Origin of the sequence: Nitratireductor sp. CH_MIT9313-5 (assembly GCF_037029545.1) — a bacterium.
Classification (GTDB): domain Bacteria; phylum Pseudomonadota; class Alphaproteobacteria; order Rhizobiales; family Rhizobiaceae; genus Chelativorans.
In genome coordinates this window covers 13,038-30,066 of the sequence record NZ_JAYMER010000001.1, presented here as the reverse complement: position 1 = coordinate 30,066, position 17,029 = coordinate 13,038, and the positions used below count along the sequence as shown (strand labels likewise).

The following is a 17,029-nucleotide window of genomic DNA, read 5'->3' as shown; positions in this document are numbered from 1 at the left end:
AGGGGGCTGGGTCAACAGCGGCGGCGAGCGGCTGACGACATCTCCCTCTGTTCACAACCGAACGGAGAGCCACGGTGCTACGCTGCACATACACGACAGAATTTACAGGAGTTCGTCGCAACCTCGCCCGGACATGGCGGAATTCGTCAGCACAGGACTTCTGACACATTCTGCAACACTTTTCTGAAGCGTCGCCCTCAGCTGACGTGGAAGCGATCATTCCGGTCCGTCGGTCACCGGCGCATTGACGCCGGCTACTTGCGTGGCTGGCGAGATCAATGCCTTGGGGCGGCCCCGCGATTGGCGACGTTTGTCCCTACTGGCATCAGGACCCGTACGCAAAGACCGCCAGCTTCGCCGCGGTTTTCCAGTTGGATAGATCCGCCGTGCATATCCAGAGCCATCTGGGCGATGGCCAGTCCAAGGCCGGCGCCACCGGTGTTGCGGTTCCTTGAGCTTTCAATGCGGTAGAACGGTTGGAATATGCGCTCCAACTCTTCATTCGGGACTCCGGGACCTTGATCGGTGATGCTGATGTCGATCATCCCTTCCCTGATCTTGGCAACCACATGAGCGCGCTCCCCATATTTGACCGCGTTGTCGATGAGATTGGACAATGCTCGCTTCAAAGCCAGTGGGCGGCATGCAGCGACTATTGTGCCGCAAGGCACAAAGCTGACGTCGTGCCCGATGTCCGAAAAATCGCTGCAGATCGCCTCCAACAGCGATCCGATATCCGTTGCCTGCGGCTCCTCCTGCGCGGTGCCCTCCCTGGCAAAAGCTAGCGTGGAAGCAAGCATCGCGTCCATCTCCTCGATCGCCGCGAGGATCCGCTGCCGGACCTCGGAATCGCCCAAACTCTCCGCCCGAAGACGAATTGTCGTCAGCGGCGTACGCAAATCGTGTGAGATGGCCGCGAGCATTTGGGCACGCCCTTCGATCGTCTGAAGGACCCGCTTCTGCATGTTGTTGAACGCCCGGGCGGCTTCCCGGACTTCACTCGGACCTGTCTCGGGCAAGGACGGCGCATAGACATTCCGAGCGAAAGTGGTGGCGGCGTGCGCAAACAGTGCCAAAGGGCTCGACATCTTCCTGATGGCCCACAGGGAAAGCGCCAATACGATGACCAAGAACGTCCCGGTAACCGCCAGCTGTCGCTCCCATCCAGGCGCCGAAGCCAGCGGCATCGATGTCGAGAAATTGAGCCTTTGACCCTCTGACAGCGGAACCGAGACCAGCACAGCCTGGTCGCGGTCGTGCCCATAGGCGAGGCGACTGATCCGCGAACCCAGCCACCGGCGCCAGCTATCTGGCGCAAGCGGCGTATTGCCGGGGTTAGCGTCGCTTATGTCCACCGATATCGGTTCGCCCGTGCCCGGTCGAACCTGTCGTAACAACAGGTCGGCCAGCGTGCTGTTGCTGGTGCCAATAGGTTGAAGCGTGTTGTTGGTGTCGTCCTGCGTTATTCTGACGTTGAACAGGTGGCCATCAGAGGAACGAACGATCCGATCCCTCCATTCGCTTGGAACGTTTGAAACAATATTCGCAATAGACGCAATATGCTGGGCGATGTGTTGCTCTTCTGTGCGCGTCAACGACTCAACTCGATCTTCTGACAGTACGAGCAGGGTGACGATATGCGTCGCAATAAGGCCCGTCACAAGAATGACAACTGTCCGGCCGCTCAGGCTTTTCGGGAGCAAACCGATCATCCACGCGACACGTCGGCTGCAAATACATAGCCGTCGCCCCACACGGTCTTGAGGATTTGTGGGTTTTGGGGATCCTCCTCGATCTTCCGCCGCAACCTGCTGATCCGGGTGTCGATGCTGCGATCAATGAATTCGGACTCACGGCCCCGGGTCAAATCGAGGAGTTGATCCCGCGTGAGCACGATCTGCGGCCGCTCAACGAATACTTTCAGCAGGTTAAATTCGGCAGTGCTCAAGGAAAGCAACGCATCATCTATCGACTTCAGAGAGCGTGTCGCCGTGTCGAATGTCCAGCGGTCGAACCGCCACAAGCACGCAGTTTTGCTTCGCGTTCCTGCGGGAACGGATCGCGTCCTTCTGAGAACCGCGCGGATTCGGGCCACGAGTTCCCTGCCGCCGAAAGGCTTTGTCAGATAGTCGTCAGCGCCCATCTCGAGACCGAGGACACGATCAAATTCGTCGCCTTTCGCGGTGAGCATGACAACTGGAATGTTGGTCGTGGCTCTGAGATCGCGACAAAGGGTGAGCCCGTCCTCTCCTGGCAACATGAGATCGAGAACGACAAGGTCGACGCTGCTTTCGATGAGCTGCCGACGCATTTGTCGTCCATCCGCGGCTGCGCTGACACGGTATCCTTCTTTGGCGAGCAGCCCGGCGACCAGGTCTCGAATGTCCTGATGGTCATCAACCACCAGGATATGTCCGTTCAAAACATCCACTGACACACAGGTCACTCCCTGATCGCTACCACAGGGTGAGCGACGTTTGCGGGCTTCCTGTCTCAGCCGATCGATAAGTCTCGCTCCAGCCTAGCGTACAATCTCAAGCTGCTAGAGATTCAAGAGGGTTCTGACGTAGGTCGCCGCGTTAGTTTGACTCACTGGCAAGAGCGAGGAGGAGGGACTATTCGTTCATGCGTCCCGACCGTCTTGCGGCTGCAGAATGCTCGATACGCTTTCACCAAGTAGTCTACATAGGGCGGGCATCGTCGCGATGGCAGCCCTGTGCATAGGGTTTTCCGCAGCATCGTTGGGATCGATGGTTCTCGCGACCACCATCTGGATTGCTGATCTCGCTAACTTCCTGCGCCCGCATCTTCTGCTCACTGCGACGTGCCTGTTTGTTCTTGGCCTGGCCTTCCGCCACCTCGTCGCGGCACTTTTCGGGACACTAGCGCTGCTGAGCGGTGTATTCCCGTTCTTTTTCCTACCACCGCCTGCTTCTTCGCAGATCGGCGCGCCGCTTACGGTGGTGACCGCCAATGTCTATGTCGATAACCCCGATCCGGCGGACTTTCTCTCGCTTCCATCAATCGCGGCCGCCGACATCCTGGTGCTCCAGGAGATGACGCCGCGATGGCAGGACGCGTTGGCAGCCAGCGGCATCTGGCCATTCGAAAGCAGTCGCGACCTACACGCCAACACGGACATGAAGCTGTTCAGCCGATTTCCGATCCTGACCGCGAGAACCGTGTCTCCCGAAAGCGCCGACACGGGCGGCAGGTTTGCCGTCCGTTATGAACTGCGTGTGGGAGGCCGGACCCTCATCGTCTATGCGGTTCATCCGCAGACGCCGAGAAGTCCGCGCATGTGGCGCGAGCGGTCGGCCTATCTGCGTGATCTTGCACGGGCGCTCATGTCCGAACGCCAGGACACTCCCGTTGTCGTCGCGGGTGACTGGAACACCGGCTCGTGGTCTCCCTTCTTCAAAGACCTGTTGTCCTCCACGGGTTACAGGACGACTGAATCCCGATGGTGGCCCCTGCCGACCCGATTCAGCATAAGGTTCGGATCGTGGACGCAGCTCGGGACACCAATTGATCGCATCGTGCTGTCGCCAGCGGTGGGATTGGACAGTTTGGCGACGGGGCCAAAATTCGGCTCAAATCACCTTCCAGTCATTGCGAGGCTCACACTTCCATAGGTCAGGCCATCGATCCCAACTTCAGGCACGGTGAACGGATGCATCAAGACGCGCGGATCGGAAGGCGAGCATGCGGCTAAGGCAGACAATCGGCGTTTTGCTTGCGGCATCGCTTGCCGGCGTTCTACCGGCTTTGGCAGAACCGCCGACGGGCGCGTTCCTGTGGTTCCCAGAGCAAGGAGCAGTACCTTCCTCCGCGGACTGTGATGCGCTCGTGCGGCGCATCAGGCCGTCCCGTGAGAAGGCCGACGCATTGCTTTGGGGCCGAGTGCCGTTCGGTTCGGACATGGAATACTATCTGTTCCTGGATCAAAGGAGGATGGAGACGACCTATGCCGCGGAGGGCGACTACGATACGGGGTCGGTCCGTTTCGGCCAGACCCGCGGGGACGAGACCGCCTTCGAGCTCATCCCCGATGACCATCCGACGGTGACGATTGCCGGGAATATCATTGCGCCTGCGGGCAGCTCGGTCGTCAAGGTCATTCTGCGCAACGTTCCTTCATCCAATGGCGCCGCCGATAGGGTGACCTATTTCTGCCGGTTCGAGGACAACACGGAGGCGTGAGGACGCCGGGATCAAGCCGCAGACGCAAGAAAGTCGAAGAGCAGCTTGACGTTCAGGGCAGCGATGGCAAAGGCGATAAAGAAGGCGATGGCGACCAGCGCACGGGGCGCCACCAGTTCACCCATCTTTTTCCGGTCGGCCGTGAACATCACCAGGGGAAACACCGCGAAAGACAGCTGAAGGCTGAGGATCACCTGGGTCAAGATCAGGAGCTGGGCGGTGCCGCTCTCTCCGTACCAGATGGTGATCGCCGCGGCCGGAATGATGGCGATCGCCCGCGTGATGAGCCGGCGAAGCCAGGGTGGCAGCTTGATATCGAGGAACCCTTCCATGACGATCTGTCCCGCCAGGGTCGCCGTCACCGTCGAGTTTATGCCACAGCACAGGAGCGCGATTCCGAACAAGGTCGGCGCGATGGCCGCGCCCAGCATCGGTGCCAGCAAGCTGTGGGCCTCGCCCAATTCGGCGATTTCCGTCCTCCCGGTCGTGTTGAACGTGGCGGCAGCAAGGATGAGGATCGACGCATTCACGCAGAGCGCGAACATCAGTGCGACCGTGGAGTCGATCGTGGCGAACTTCAGCGCTTCGCGCTTTTCCGGCAGGCTGTCGCCATAATTCCTCGTCTGCACGATCCCGGAGTGGAGATAGAGGTTATGCGGCATCACCGTCGCGCCGAGGATGCCAAGGGCGAGGTAGAGCATTTCGGGATTGGTGACGATCTCGGTGGTCGGGGCGAACCCGCGGATGACGTCGCCCCAGTTCGGATCCGCCAGGGCAATCTGAAGCACGAAGCAGACGGCAATTACGGCCAGCAGCGCGATCACCAATGCTTCGACCCAGCGGAAGCCAAGTCTTTGCAGATAGAGAATGAGGAAGACGTCAAGCGCGGTGATCACGACGCCAATTTCCAGCGGGATGCCGAAGAGCAGGTTCAAGCCGATGGCCGTTCCGATGACCTCGGCGATGTCGGTCGCGATGATCGCGATCTCGGCCAGCACCCACAGGGTACGCGACACGGACTTTGGATACGCATCCTTGCAAGCCTGCGCCAAGTCCCTACCGGACGCGATGGCGAGCCGCGCGCAAAGGGATTGGAGGATGATCGCCATGATGTTTGAGATCAGGGCCACCACGAGCAGGGTGTATCCGAAGCGCGATCCGCCTGCGATCGACGTCGCCCAGTTGCCCGGGTCCATGTAGCCGACAGCGACAAGATAGCCCGGGCCGATGAAGGCGGCGGCCCGGCGCCAAGACGAGTGCATGCCCTGCACGGGCACTGACCGGTGCACATCGGACATCGAAGGGGCGCTCGACCTGCCCTTCCAGCCGTTGGCGACGTCCGACGTCGGATCGGTCATATTGATCTCATGTCTTGCAGTTGCGACTTATTTGCATTTAAAGCTAGGAAAGCGCTTTTTGCAAGAGGCGCTGGCTGACGTCGCGCCGCAATTCAGAAATCTTTCTGGGATCGTGCGAGAAGCCGACGTTTGGATTCTCGCTAAGGTCGCTAGTGTTCGCTCACGCACATGTCGTGGTTGGCGAGAGACCGCAGGACGTAGCAGTGTTTGATCTGGTCGTCGTGGTTGCGGGACGTCATGCGATCAAGCTCCTTCTCGAGAAGACGGAGCTTGGCGATCTTGTTGCGAACGGCTTGAAGCTGCCGAACGGCGATTTCATCGGCATCCACGCAAGGACGGTCGGGATGGGCGCTTAGTTCCAGGAGCTCCCTGATGGCCTCGATTGTGAACCCCAGATCCCGAGCATGCTTGATAAACGACAGGCGCTCTCGATCATGTGATTCATATCGCCGCTGGTTGCCCCCGGAGCGTTCGGCAGCAGCCATCAATCCCATCTGTTCATAGTACCGTATCGTAGGAATTTTGACGCCGGTTGCCCGCGACAGTTCTCCAATCGTCAGCATGTGTTCCTCCAGTATCTATAGTTATTATGGCTTAGGATTTCTCCCTGCAAACGCGTTCAATTGCCGCATTGTCCGGCAGCATTGAACACAGGTTTGCCCAGATTGTGCTCAACTAAGGGGCAGGCACTGGAGAGGGAACAATTGCTTGTGAATAGAGCACTTTTGACAGCGGCGCTGGCAATCTTCGTCTTGGCCACGCAGCTGGACGCATCCAACGCCGTACAAGATCATGGCAAGCCGCCGCCGATTTTGACGGTCGAGCACGCGGAGATTCTAGTGGCAGACAACGAGGACGACAGCGCTGAAGGCTATCTCACAATCTGGAATGGCACCAATCAGCAGATCAGCCTGGAGGCGATCCGAAGCGATGCATTCGGCAAAATCTCCATCTTGCGAACCGAAATGAGTTCGGGCCGGACCAGCACCGGGCCAGTGGAAGGAATTGTTCCTGTGCCGGGTCACGCCGAATTGACGATGCGCCCTAGCGGCATTCGCTTGCTCCTGGAGGATCCCCTGCCCCGAACTGACTGGTTGGCCGACAGCCGCCTTACGCTGGTCTTCGAAGGTGGCCAGGAACTGGAAGTTACCGCCAATGTCGTCCAATCTCGCGATCAGTTGACGGTACATCATCACGGCCAGGGAGACGTCGCCGTTGACTGATCGCGTATGCGGTCCCCATCGGTGAATCAAACATTGAAGCGGCGCATAAAATTTTCGGATAGTTCTCCCTTAATTTAACTCACTGATTTTCCATCGTTTTGAGGCTTGTATTGTATCTGTTTCCCAACACTACGGGGAGACGGTTCAATGATACGCTTTGTTGTTTGCGCCCTGGCTCTCGGGTTGTCCTGCGTCGTAGCTTCGGCCAACGCCTTTCATTTCAATCCGACCCAACCGACCAATGCGCGCAATATGCTCACGTACGGCGCGACAACCATGCCGGTGGGATACTACGAATATTGTCGTCGCTACCGAAAGGAGTGCGCGCGCGGACCGGAGGGGATGATGATCAAGCTTACCGAGCCTCGGTGGCGCGAAATCGTCTCGGTCAACGCTGAGGTCAATGCCGCGGTTGCGCCGTTGACCGATATGGAGATTTTCGGAGTTGAGGAGCGATGGGAGTACCCGACGACGGTGGGGGACTGCGAGGACTACGCCCTTGAGAAACGCAAGCGCCTGAACGAGAGGGGCTATCCCTTGGGAGCCCTCTTGTTGACGGTCGCCCGTGATGCCAAGGGCGGTGGACACGCCGTTCTGACGGTGGTCACTGACCTCGGCGACTTCATCCTGGACAATCTGGAGCAGAAGGTCCTCCTGTGGAAGGACACGGAAATCTACTATCTGAAGCGTCAGTCAGGAGATGACCTGAATCGCTGGGTCAGCCTGGTGAATGAGGAAGACCTTCTAATCTCGTCGGGCAGGAGCCAAGCGCCTTCCACAGCGGCGGCGAGTGTCAAAAGATAGACAGCGGTCCCGCCGTACAGCATCTCAATGGTGTTGTGCCCGAGCCCGACGCACACCATCCCGAACAACGTGGCCAATGCTAGGTAGGCTATCGGTGCTGACCTGCTCCCCTGAGATGTTCCCGATTTTGGGTTAGCCTGTTCCTCGACAAAGGAGACAGGCAATGAAGCGATCACGGTTCTCGGAAGAACAGATCATCGGGGTTTTGAAGGAGCATCAGGCCGGCATGACGGCCAGCGAGTTGTGCCGCAAGCATGGCATCTCGGATGCGACCTTCTACACCTGGCGCAAGAAGTATGGCGGCATGGAGGTGTCGGAGGCCAAGCGGCTGAAGGCGCTGGAGGAGGAGAATGCGCGCCTGAAGAAGCTTCTGGCGGAGTCGATGATGGATGTATCGACGCTGCGCGAGATGCTGACAAAAAACTTCTGACGCCCGGCTCGAGGAGGAATGCCGTGAGTTGGGCAGTCGAAAAGAAGAAGTACTCGCAACGGCGGGCCTGCGCCCTGGTTGGCATTGCGCCGCGCGTCTACCGCTATCGCTCATCGCGGCCGGACGATGTCGGCCTGCGCCAGCGGCTGCGCGAGCTGGCGGCGGAGCGCCGGCGCTTCGGCTACCGCCGCCTGCACCTGCTCTTGAGGCGGGAGGGCATGACGGTGAACTGGAAGAAGCTGTATCGCCTCTACAAGGAAGAGCGGCTGACGGTTCGAAAACGCGGTGGTCGCAAACGGGCTCTGGGCACAAGAGCACCGATGGCCATCCCGCAGGATCCGAACCAGAGATGGAGCCTCGACTTCGTGTCGGACACGTTGGTCGACGGCCGCCGCTTCCGCATCCTGTGCGTGATCGACGACTTCAGCCGGGAATGCCTGGCGACCGTCGTCGACAACTCGATCTCGGGCGAGCGGGTTGCCCGCGAACTCGACCGGATCGCCGAACGGCGCGGCTTTCCCTGCATGATCGTCTCCGACAACGGCACGGAACTGACCTCGAATGCCATGCTCAAATGGCAGCAGGACAGGAGTGTCGAATGGCACTACATCGCGCCTGGCAAGCCGATGCAGAACGGCTTCGTGGAAAGCTTCAACGGTCGGCTCAGGGACGAATGCCTCAACGAGCATCTGTTCCGCAGCTACCGCCATGCCCGTGAGGTCATCGAGAGATGGAGGATCGACTACAATCTGAACCGACCCCACACGAGCCTCGACGGGCTCACCCCGAACGAGTTTGCAACCCGGTCGAGAATGGACCACAACGTGAACAGGGCTAGCCTATGAATGGGTACATCAAGGGGAGCAGGTCAGTGCGACCAACGCAAAGCAGGCCAAGCGCAAAATCATCGAGAGATGGACCGAACTGGACTTAGGTCGGTCCACTTTCTCACCGACAAGGGCGATCGGCCACTCAAGCGTGGGTGATTGGACCGTTATCCAGTTCGGAGGATGACTGAGTTTCGTTCGTCTCAGTCCGAACGTGGCTGAAACTTATCCAGTATACGGCAACGACGAAGGCCACCAGGAGCCCGCAGATCACCCAATTCATGCGTCGCCTGCGCCGTGCAAGTGTCTTGGACTCGTCTAGGGTGAGGTGTTCAGATCCTTCCGGCATGGCGTGGCTGGGTCTCTCTCCTGGGGCACTTGGTCCTGCTCTTACCTAGTTGATCTTCGGCACAGCGGCATAGTCTATTTGCTGCGGTTTTTTGACGCTCGCGAATTTGTGGGCGGAAACGTCATCTTAACTATGATACGCGAACTTTCGGACAAGCCGCCGGAAGGGGTGGGCGCCGACACATATGGTTCTAGATGATACTTACGGCCGTCAGGATGGGGGGAATTGCAGCGCTTGCGCTCTTTTTGAGCGCATGTGTTTCCACTGTTCTCGACGTTGACGGGAAGGCAACTCAGCCGATTCCCGCCGCCCTCGTGGCGGATATGTCGCGCAAATCCATGTCTCCCTCGGCACCTGTCCTCGTCCGGATCTTCAAGCAGGAAAGCGAGCTGGAGGTCTGGAAGCGCGATCGCAGCGGCAAGTTCGCCCTGCTCAAGACCTACCCGATGTGCCGCTGGTCCGGAAAGCTCGGCCCCAAGAGGCAGAATGGCGATCGTCAGGCTCCCGAGGGCTTCTACCATGTGTCCGCCGGGATGCTGAACGCCAACTCTCAATACTACCTGTCGTTCAACCTCGGCTATCCGAACAGGCTGGAAGCGGCTCTCGGCTACACGGGAGAGGCGCTTATGGTCCATGGCGCCTGCTCGTCGTCCGGCTGTTTCGCACTAACGGACGAAGGCGTTGCCGAGATCTATGCCGTCTCGCGCGAGGCCCTGAAGGGCGGCCAAGGGTCGTTCCAGGTCCAGGCGTTTCCGTTCCGGATGACGCCTCAGAACATGGCGAAGAACCGGAACGACCCGAACTTTGCATTCTGGTCGGACCTGAAGCTGGGCTACGACATTTTCGAGGTCACACGCCGGCAACCGAAGGTTTCCTATTGCGAAGGACGCTACGTCTTCGACAGGGAGTTCGAAGGTGGAGAGCCACGGGATCCTTTGGCGTCATGTCCGCCAGCACTGAACGCTGCTGATCCGTTGGTCGCCGGACGGCAGCAATCCGATCGCGTCGCTATGGACGATCTTCTTTCGACCGGCAGCGTGCTTTCGGCACATGCCTATGCCGACGGAGGCATGCATCCGAGCTTCCGCAAGTTGCTGGAACGCGGCGGTCAGTCCGCTCTCGCCAAGCGGACCTCGCTGACATCAGTGCCGATCAGCCGTCCCGACGCTGCACTGGCCGACCCTCACTCGCCAGATGAGTGACGCGATGGGACGGACACTGCTCGCTCTCCTGATGCTATGTTTCGTCAGCCTTCATGCTGCGCTGCCGACGGCTACGGCCGGCGAGCAGTCCGTCACGATCGTGTCGCTAGTCGCGGGGGATGCAGTGGAGGGCGACGATGACGCCGCCGCACCTGTTTCGCCCGACGCGGCAGCGAAGTGCCATGACGGGTGCAGCTGGCTTGCGGAGTGGCATGTACCTGCCGTCGGTGGAGTACCTCAATCGCTTCCCGAGAGGCGCACGCGAGCGATCCCTCCCGGCCTCATCTCCTTAGATTCCCCACCGCCCCGATAACGTCTCGAACCGAGAGCGCGCGAGCGTTGCGCCGAGCTGGACATGCGCCAGACCCGACAGCGTGATGCGTGTTTCTTGCCTTTCGGCTTCGCTTGCCCAGCAAGCGCTGGATTTTCGATGACCTATTGCGAGCGGAACAGTGACCTCAAAAGACGTTCGAACGACACCATCCCGGCGACAATTTCTAAGTTTGGCTGCGGCGGCCGCAGGCGGACTGGCCTTGCCCGCCTGCTCGACTACGGGGGACCCGACTGCGGTACCGGCACCGGAAAAGCCCGCCACCGACCCATCCTATGTCTCGATGTACCGGGCGATGCCGGAGGAAGATTTCCCGATACCGGCGGTCGACCTTACCAAGGTCGACAAGCGCTTCTACAGGCAGCTTGTCGACGATCCCACGGGTGAACGACCCGGCACAGTCGTTGTCGATACGAGATCGTACTTTCTGTACCTCGTCCGGCCAGGCGGCAAGGCAATGCGGTATGGGGTGGGGCTCGGTCGGCAGGGATTCACCTGGTCCGGCGAGGGTGTCATCCAATGGAAGCAGAGGTGGCCAAAATGGACGCCGCCGGCGGAAATGATTGCCCGGCAGCCCGAGCTTGAAAAGTGGAGCGCGGACAATGGAGGCCAGCCACCCGGACTCGACAACCCTCTCGGTGCCAGAGCCCTTTACATTTTCCAGAACGGTGAAGACACGCTTTATCGTCTTCACGGCACGCCCGAATACTGGACCATCGGCAAGGCCGTTTCCAGCGGCTGCGTCCGGTTGATGAACCAGGACATCATCGACTTGTACGACCGCGTCGCGACGCCGACCCCCATCATTGTGCGGGGTGGTACCCGCGCATTTGTATGAAAAAGCCCCCTTGCCTCTCAAGGGGCTAGAGCTTGCACAACCCTGTCCTCGCGAAAGGACCCAAGATGAAACGTCGCAGTTTGATTTTCGGCATGGCTGCCGTCGGTATGTCTGCCACATATCCAGCCCTGCTTTCGGCCCAGCCTACGCCGGAGGCCCTGCTGGCGCCGGGACCGCTGCCGGAGAAGAGTTTCGGGCCCGAGGACGCGCCTGTCACCATCATCGAATACGCGTCGCTGACCTGCCCCCATTGCCGCACTTTTCATGTGAACGTGTGGCCCGAGCTCAAGAAAAAGTATGTCGATACGGGTCAGGTCCGCTTCATCATGCGGGAGTTTCCCTTTGATCCCCGGTCCTCGGCCGGCTTCATGCTTGCGCGGTGCGTCAGCGACGACAAATGGTACCCCACCATCGACCTGCTCTATCGGACCCAGGACAATTGGGCGCGGGTGTCAGACGGCACGGCCGCGCTCAAATCCGTCATGGGCATGACCGGGATGGGCACCGCCGACTTCGAGAAATGCCTTCAAGACCAGGCTCTGCTCGAGAAAGTCACAGCCGTTGCCGAGGGGGGCCGATCCTTCGGCGTCGATTCCACGCCCACCTTCTTCATCAACGGCCAAATGCAAAAGGGCGCGCTCAGCATCGAGCGCTTCAGCGAGATCATCGATCCGCTGGTAGCCGCCGCCAGGCAATAGGGAGGTTCTCATGATGGGTTGGACCAAGAACAGGTACCGGGAGAGCGGGATTTTGATCGGCACGACGATCGTTTCGCTGTCGCTGTTGCTCGGCTCGGTCGCCGGGGCGCAGGACGCGAGTGTTGTCGGCCGCGTCAACGGCCAGGACATCACTGCAGATGATCTTGCCATTGCCGAGCAGATGTATTCCCAGCAGCTCGGACAGATGCCCGAAGATGCGAAGCGCTCGATGCTGGTGGACGCCCTGATCGAGCTCAGGATTGTCGCCGAAGCCGCGCTCAAGGCCAACGTCGCCGACCAGGAAGCCTACAAGCGGCAACTGGCCTTCTTCGAGGCGCAGAGTTTGCGCTCGCTCTTCCTCGAGCAGCGCGTCGCCGCGGCGGTGACGGATGAGGCGGTGAAGGCGGCCTATGACGACCAGGTTGGGAAAATCCCGCCCGTTCTTGAGCGCCGACTTCGTCACATATTGCTTCGAAGCGAGAGCGATGCCGTCGAGGTCATTGAGGCCCTGAAGGGGGGCAAGGCCTTCGCGGAGCTGGCGCAGGAACGCTCGGCCGACGAGGTCTCCAAGGTTAAGGGCGGAGACCTCGGCTTCGTGGCGGAAGGCCAGGTCGTACCCGAGGTCGACGCGGCGGCGGCGAAACTGCAGCCCGGAGAATTCACGCAGTCACCCGTTGCGAGCGCCTTCGGCTTCCACGTCGTTCTGGTTGAGGAGACACGCAATCGGCCTGCCCCAGCTTTCGAGGCCGTCGCAGCGCAGGTTCGGCAAGCACTCGAAGCCACGGAGGAAAGACGGATCATTTCCGAGCTTCGGGCGGCCGCGAAGGTGGAGAAGCTTGTTCCGGATGTCGCGCCGCCAGAGGGAGACGATGGCCATGAGCATTAGTTCCGAGGAAATCGGGGATGTTCGGTCGCCTCTCGGGATTGGTCGACGGACTTTTATCCTTGGCATGTTCACCTTGCTGGCGGCACCCGGGCAGGCCTTGGCGAACGGGGCGCAACGCAAGTTCGTCCTCGAGGAGCGCTTCCTTCCGCAGGTCGTAAGGACACCCTATGACTATCTGGCCGGAACGATCGTCGTGGTTCCGCGCGAGAGATTTCTCTATCTGGTCGACGGTGCGGGCTTTGCGCGTCGCTATGGCATCGGTGTCGGCAAGGCAGGCCTGGCGTTTTCGGGTTCGGCGATCATCGGCAGGAAGGCAAAATGGCCGTCATGGCGTCCGACCGACAACATGATCCGCCGCGATCCCAAGAAATATGCCCGCTATGCTGGCGGCGTGCCAGGGGGGCCGAACAACCCATTGGGGTCACGGGCTCTCTACCTTTATCGTAACGGCCGCGACACGCTCTACCGTATTCACGGAACGACCGAGCCTTGGACCATCGGCAAGGCTGTTTCCAACGGCTGCATCAGGATGGTGAACGAGCATGTTGAGGATCTTTACGAGCGTGTGCCCGTAGGAGCCCAAGTCGTCGTTGTCTGATGGAAAGACCTGTCTTGGTGATCGGAGCCGGACAGGGGGGGCTCGCAGCCGGGTATCACCTGAAGAATGCCCGCGTGCCGTTTGTCATCATCGACAGTCATCGTCGGGTGGGAGACAACTGGCGGGTGCGCTACGACTCGCTCACTCTGTTCACGCCACGCCAGTTCAGCGCCCTGCCGGGACTGGACCTGGCGGGCAACCGGGAACTTTATGCGAGCCGCGACGAGTTCGCCGACTATCTTGAAGCATATGCGACACGTTTCCGACTGCCGATCCAGCTTGGTCGACGTCTGATCCGCCTCTCGAAGGCTGGAGACGGTGAATTTGAAGCTGCGTTGGACGATGGATCGCGTATCAGAGCCAGCGAGGTGATCGTCGCGTCCGGAGCGTTCCAGGTCGCGCTTGTGCCGAAGGTCGCGGCGCAGTTCGGACACGAGGTGCTCCAGCTGACCACCGAAACCTACCGCAATCCGAACCAGCTGCCCGACGGTCCGGTCCTGGTGGTCGGAGATGGAGCAAGCGGGCGGGATATCGCTGTGGAAGTGCAACAAAGGCAGCCCGCCATGCTGGCGACGGGCAAGCCTCGCAAGCTCTTTCCCGAGCGAGTGCTTGGCAAGTCGATCTGGTGGTGGCTCAACCTGTTTGGCGTACTGAGAGCCCCCGCGGAGTCGCGGATTGGCAGAAAGCTTAGACAATCCGATGCGTTTCCTGACCGTGACCGGAGCATCGAGAGCCTCGCGAAGCGCGGCATCCGGGTGCTGCCACGTCTCATTGAAGCAAGCGGCGAAGCGGCCCGGTTTGCCGACGGCGCGACGGCGGACGTCCGGACTGTTATATGGGCTGTCGGCTATCGGGACGACACAACCTGGCTCGATATCGAAGATGCGAAGGGGCCTGACGGAGCTTTCCTGTACGAAGCCGGTATCTCGGCGGTGAAAGGCATCTACTTTGTCGGCCGGCCATGGCAACGCAATCGAGCATCGGCGTTGATCATGGGAGCCGGGTCGGACGGAGAAATTATTGTCCAACGATTGCTGTCGGACAGGGCAAAGCCATAGTCATCAAGCGTCGAAACACCGCTTTCAAGGTGCTTCGACGCTTTTCTTCCTAGAGATGGGAGCTTGCAAGTCGTCTCCGGATGGTCGCCTGCTGCCAGGCACAGTTGCCTGGCGCAATCCGGAATGGATCAAGCCGCAGGAACGTCGGCAAGCAGCTCGTCAAACAGCTTTTTTGCTTTTGGCGGATGCTTGACTGCCCTGGCTTCATCCAGGTTGCTTGGCGCCCCGACGGCGATAAGCATCACCATCCCCATTCCGTAGTGCGGCACACATTTTACGCCATAGACGCCTTCTTTCTCTATGGTGATGGTGATCTGTTCATTCAGCTTGCCTTTGAAAGGGAGCGCGTTTTCAGGCAGCATCCCTTTTATGCTCTCTGCGTTGTGGGACTTGTCGGTTGGAATGAAGGTTATGGTATCGCCGGGGGAAGCAGCCACGAAGTCCGGCTCGTACACCATTGCGCCCTTCTTCCCTTTGTTCAGCATCTGGACCTTATGGTTGACCCCGGTCTGTGCTCGCGCGGGCAGTGCCGCCAGGGCTGCAAAAGCCGTTGTGCCGGCCAGCATCTCGCGTCTCGTGAACATATCGAGCTCCTTGCTCTTTCTATTGACTGGAAACCCGTTCCCCTTCCCAGCACATAGCGGCCGGGTTTTGCCTATGGATGAGAGCTGTATGGGCGTGGGCGTCTGCCACCACATGCGGTTCGGAGGCTGATGCCACCTTCGGATCAACCCGCGTATGTGAAATCCGATAGACCGACGCCGGCGGCAGGTTCCACATGACGGTCCCAAGCAAACTCGCTTCCAGGCCCAGCCTCTCAAGTATGGCGTGCGCAACGGGGCACCGAGCGCCATAGGTGAATTGATAGAGATTGCCGCTGGGCCCGAGCCTGCGCGCTACGCCCTCGACGATGCGAAATACCGTGCGGGAGGGCATCGAAAGGAGTGGCAACCCGCTGATAACCGCACCGTATGCGACATCTCTCCCGACGCCCGCCCCTGACAAGCGAGCCGCACTGCCCTGGACAATTCGAGCGCCCGGAAACCGGCGCGAGAGCAAATAGGCAAATCTCTCGTCCAGTTCGACCAGAGTCAGTTGTTCCGACACCAAGCCACGTTTGAGGAGAGCCTCGGTGAAGACGCCGGTGCCGGGTCCAAGTTCGAGAACTGACCCCGTGTTGCGGTCGATTGCCTTTGTCATCAAGTGGGCAAGAGACGTACCTGAGGGGAGCACCGCCCCTACCCTCAGGGGGTTGGCGAGCCACTGGCGCAGGAATGTCAAACGCTGCGGCATCTGAGGCATCCAGCGCCAACCTTTCTTGCCAAGCGATGTGGCATGGCGTGCCGGTTGCCGCTGATCGTCGGGCGCGACAGTGAGGCTGGGTTGGCGAGATGCTTCAATCCAAGGTACCGAAATCGGATGCTAGGTTTGCTGTCCAAAGAGGCAGAGGATTGGTCTCCAGAGGGCTCATTTCTGGCGGACCGCTTCGATTGCATCGGCAAGCGGTTCCTTTCCAACGGCGCCCTCGATGATTTGATCTCCAACGACGAACGAGGGCGTTCCTGTCAGGCCGAGCCGCTGCGCCAGCGCGAGGTTTGCCGCGATGATGGCCTCGACCGCGGGAGTAGCCATTTCATCCGACAGCTTTTTGCGGTCGAGTCCCATCTCTTCGGTCAGGTCCAAGGCCCGGCTAGCGTTTATCTGCCCTTGCATTTCCATCAATCTGACATGGAAATCACGCGCAGCGGCGGCGCCAGCAACGCGCCTCACGGACAGGGCCACTTTCGCGGCCTCGACCGAGCCCGGCCCAAGAATGGGAAACTCCTTCAGCACGATCCGCAGCTTGGGATCCTCGGCGACAAGTGCCTTGACGTCAGGCGCCGCCCGCTTGCAATAGCCGCAGTTGAAGTCGAAGAATTCAACGAGCGTAGCATCCCCGTCCGGATTTCCCAGGATCACATCGTCGCTCGATCGGAGCAACGCATCAGTCTCGGCCGCTATCGCTTGTGACCTGGCCTCGGCCTGAGCTGTTTGGTTCCGCTTCTCAAGCTCCGCAAGTGCTTCCTCGATGATCTCCGGGTTTTGCATGATGTATTCGCGGACGATCTTCTCGACCTCCGCCCGATCGATCGATTGGGCATAGGTCGGCGAGGCCGTTGTCAACACGGCAATGGCGTACCACCCTAGCCGACCAATGCGCGCAGCCTTCATGGTTCCGCTCCTG

Annotated in this window: 18 protein-coding genes; 11 read left to right on the top strand and 7 right to left on the bottom strand. The window is 60.0% G+C overall.

What is annotated here, in order from left to right:
• Positions 1-275 precede the first annotated feature (275 nt).
• Both WA367_RS00150 and WA367_RS00145 read right to left on the bottom strand, forming a co-directional pair.
• Positions 276-1,712: an ATP-binding protein gene (locus WA367_RS00150; RefSeq protein WP_106573522.1), complete on the bottom strand. Its 1,437-nt coding sequence runs from the start codon at positions 1,710-1,712 to the stop codon at positions 276-278.
• Positions 1,709-2,437, bottom strand: coding sequence for a response regulator (locus WA367_RS00145; protein ID WP_199190557.1), 729 nt, complete (start codon positions 2,435-2,437; stop codon positions 1,709-1,711). Before WA367_RS00145 ends, WA367_RS00150 begins: the two co-directional genes overlap by 4 nt.
• A 217-nt stretch (positions 2,438-2,654) precedes the next feature.
• Here WA367_RS00145 and WA367_RS00140 point away from each other — a divergent pair, with 217 nt between their 5' ends.
• Together WA367_RS00140 and WA367_RS00135 are read left to right on the top strand one after the other, a co-directional pair.
• Positions 2,655-3,635 (top strand): endonuclease/exonuclease/phosphatase family protein, encoded by a 981-nt coding sequence (locus WA367_RS00140; protein WP_106573521.1) that lies wholly within the window; start codon positions 2,655-2,657, stop codon positions 3,633-3,635.
• A 70-nt stretch (positions 3,636-3,705) separates the two neighbouring features.
• Entirely contained in the window at positions 3,706-4,203 is a 498-nt protein-coding gene (locus tag WA367_RS00135) for a hypothetical protein (RefSeq protein WP_106573520.1), read from the top strand.
• A gap of 11 nt (positions 4,204-4,214) precedes the next feature.
• Here WA367_RS00135 and WA367_RS00130 read toward each other — a convergent pair whose 3' ends face one another.
• Positions 4,215-5,561, bottom strand: a complete 1,347-nt coding sequence (locus WA367_RS00130) for an Nramp family divalent metal transporter (RefSeq protein ID WP_106573519.1) — start codon at positions 5,559-5,561, stop codon at positions 4,215-4,217.
• 149 nt (positions 5,562-5,710) lie between these two features.
• The gene (locus WA367_RS00125; protein WP_106573518.1) at positions 5,711-6,124 is read right to left on the bottom strand and encodes a MerR family transcriptional regulator; all 414 of its coding nucleotides are present in this window, start codon (positions 6,122-6,124) and stop codon (positions 5,711-5,713) included.
• Between the two features lie 147 nt (positions 6,125-6,271).
• Here WA367_RS00125 and WA367_RS00120 point away from each other — a divergent pair, with 147 nt between their 5' ends.
• The 9 genes from WA367_RS00120 (at position 6,272) to WA367_RS00080 (ending at position 14,805) form a co-directional block, all read left to right on the top strand.
• Positions 6,272-6,784, top strand: a complete 513-nt coding sequence (locus WA367_RS00120; RefSeq protein ID WP_245414227.1) for a copper chaperone PCu(A)C — start codon at positions 6,272-6,274, stop codon at positions 6,782-6,784.
• Positions 6,785-6,931: 147 nt separating this feature from the next.
• The gene (locus tag WA367_RS00115; protein WP_106573516.1) at positions 6,932-7,588 is read left to right on the top strand and encodes a transglutaminase-like cysteine peptidase; all 657 of its coding nucleotides are present in this window, start codon (positions 6,932-6,934) and stop codon (positions 7,586-7,588) included.
• Positions 7,589-7,751: 163 nt separating this feature from the next.
• Positions 7,752-8,863 (top strand): IS3 family transposase gene (locus tag WA367_RS00110; RefSeq protein WP_336054881.1). Its coding sequence is split into 2 segments (ribosomal slippage): positions 7,752-8,004 and positions 8,004-8,863, totalling 1,113 coding nucleotides; the frame shifts between segments, so codons are not numbered across the junction.
• Between the two features lie 546 nt (positions 8,864-9,409).
• A complete protein-coding gene (locus WA367_RS00105) occupies positions 9,410-10,396 on the top strand; it encodes a L,D-transpeptidase family protein (RefSeq protein ID WP_106573534.1) in 987 nt (328 codons plus the stop codon).
• Positions 10,397-10,899: 503 nt separating this feature from the next.
• Positions 10,900-11,565 carry a L,D-transpeptidase gene (locus tag WA367_RS00100; RefSeq protein WP_442935507.1) on the top strand — a complete coding sequence of 222 codons (666 nt, stop codon included), beginning with the start codon at positions 10,900-10,902 and terminating at the stop codon, positions 11,563-11,565.
• Positions 11,566-11,630: 65 nt separating this feature from the next.
• Positions 11,631-12,263: a DsbA family protein gene (locus tag WA367_RS00095; protein ID WP_106573513.1), complete on the top strand. Its 633-nt coding sequence runs from the start codon at positions 11,631-11,633 to the stop codon at positions 12,261-12,263.
• A 10-nt stretch (positions 12,264-12,273) separates the two neighbouring features.
• Complete coding sequence (locus tag WA367_RS00090; protein ID WP_106573512.1) at positions 12,274-13,149, top strand: peptidylprolyl isomerase; 876 nt, start codon at positions 12,274-12,276, stop codon at positions 13,147-13,149.
• Positions 13,139-13,747, top strand: coding sequence for a L,D-transpeptidase (locus WA367_RS00085; RefSeq protein WP_245414223.1), 609 nt, complete (start codon positions 13,139-13,141; stop codon positions 13,745-13,747). Before WA367_RS00090 ends, WA367_RS00085 begins: the two co-directional genes overlap by 11 nt.
• 17 nt (positions 13,748-13,764) lie before the next feature.
• Positions 13,765-14,805: a flavin-containing monooxygenase gene (locus tag WA367_RS00080; protein ID WP_245414226.1), complete on the top strand. Its 1,041-nt coding sequence runs from the start codon at positions 13,765-13,767 to the stop codon at positions 14,803-14,805.
• A 128-nt stretch (positions 14,806-14,933) separates the two neighbouring features.
• Here the strand turns inward: WA367_RS00080 and WA367_RS00075 are convergent, their stop codons facing one another.
• The 3 genes from WA367_RS00075 to WA367_RS00065 form a co-directional block, all read right to left on the bottom strand.
• Entirely contained in the window at positions 14,934-15,389 is a 456-nt protein-coding gene (locus WA367_RS00075; protein ID WP_106573510.1) for a pseudoazurin, read from the bottom strand.
• Positions 15,390-15,408: 19 nt separating this feature from the next.
• On the bottom strand, positions 15,409-16,098 hold the full coding sequence (locus WA367_RS00070) for a class I SAM-dependent methyltransferase (RefSeq protein ID WP_245414222.1): 690 nt from the start codon (positions 16,096-16,098) through the stop codon (positions 15,409-15,411).
• Positions 16,099-16,272: 174 nt separating this feature from the next.
• Positions 16,273-17,016, bottom strand: coding sequence for a DsbA family protein (locus tag WA367_RS00065; RefSeq protein ID WP_106573508.1), 744 nt, complete (start codon positions 17,014-17,016; stop codon positions 16,273-16,275).
• Between the last annotated feature and the right edge of the window lie 13 nt (positions 17,017-17,029).

Excerpts from the sequence above, each read along its gene's own strand:
- WA367_RS00135 (WP_106573520.1), top strand. The coding sequence starts at position 3,706 with ATGCGGCTAAGGCAGACAATCGGCGTTTTGCTTGCGGCATCGCTTGCC.
- WA367_RS00095 (WP_106573513.1), top strand. The coding sequence starts at position 11,631 with ATGAAACGTCGCAGTTTGATTTTCGGCATGGCTGCCGTCGGTATGTCT.
- WA367_RS00065 (WP_106573508.1), bottom strand. The coding sequence starts at position 17,016 with ATGAAGGCTGCGCGCATTGGTCGGCTAGGGTGGTACGCCATTGCCGTG.
- WA367_RS00085 (WP_245414223.1), top strand. The coding sequence starts at position 13,139 with ATGAGCATTAGTTCCGAGGAAATCGGGGATGTTCGGTCGCCTCTCGGG.
- WA367_RS00125 (WP_106573518.1), bottom strand. The coding sequence starts at position 6,124 with ATGCTGACGATTGGAGAACTGTCGCGGGCAACCGGCGTCAAAATTCCT.
- WA367_RS00070 (WP_245414222.1), bottom strand. The coding sequence starts at position 16,098 with ATGCCGCAGCGTTTGACATTCCTGCGCCAGTGGCTCGCCAACCCCCTG.
- WA367_RS00150 (WP_106573522.1), bottom strand. The coding sequence starts at position 1,712 with ATGATCGGTTTGCTCCCGAAAAGCCTGAGCGGCCGGACAGTTGTCATT.
- WA367_RS00075 (WP_106573510.1), bottom strand. The coding sequence starts at position 15,389 with ATGTTCACGAGACGCGAGATGCTGGCCGGCACAACGGCTTTTGCAGCC.
- WA367_RS00105 (WP_106573534.1), top strand. The coding sequence starts at position 9,410 with ATGGGGGGAATTGCAGCGCTTGCGCTCTTTTTGAGCGCATGTGTTTCC.
- WA367_RS00090 (WP_106573512.1), top strand. The coding sequence starts at position 12,274 with ATGATGGGTTGGACCAAGAACAGGTACCGGGAGAGCGGGATTTTGATC.
- WA367_RS00130 (WP_106573519.1), bottom strand. The coding sequence starts at position 5,561 with ATGACCGATCCGACGTCGGACGTCGCCAACGGCTGGAAGGGCAGGTCG.
- WA367_RS00115 (WP_106573516.1), top strand. The coding sequence starts at position 6,932 with ATGATACGCTTTGTTGTTTGCGCCCTGGCTCTCGGGTTGTCCTGCGTC.
- WA367_RS00140 (WP_106573521.1), top strand. The coding sequence starts at position 2,655 with ATGCTCGATACGCTTTCACCAAGTAGTCTACATAGGGCGGGCATCGTC.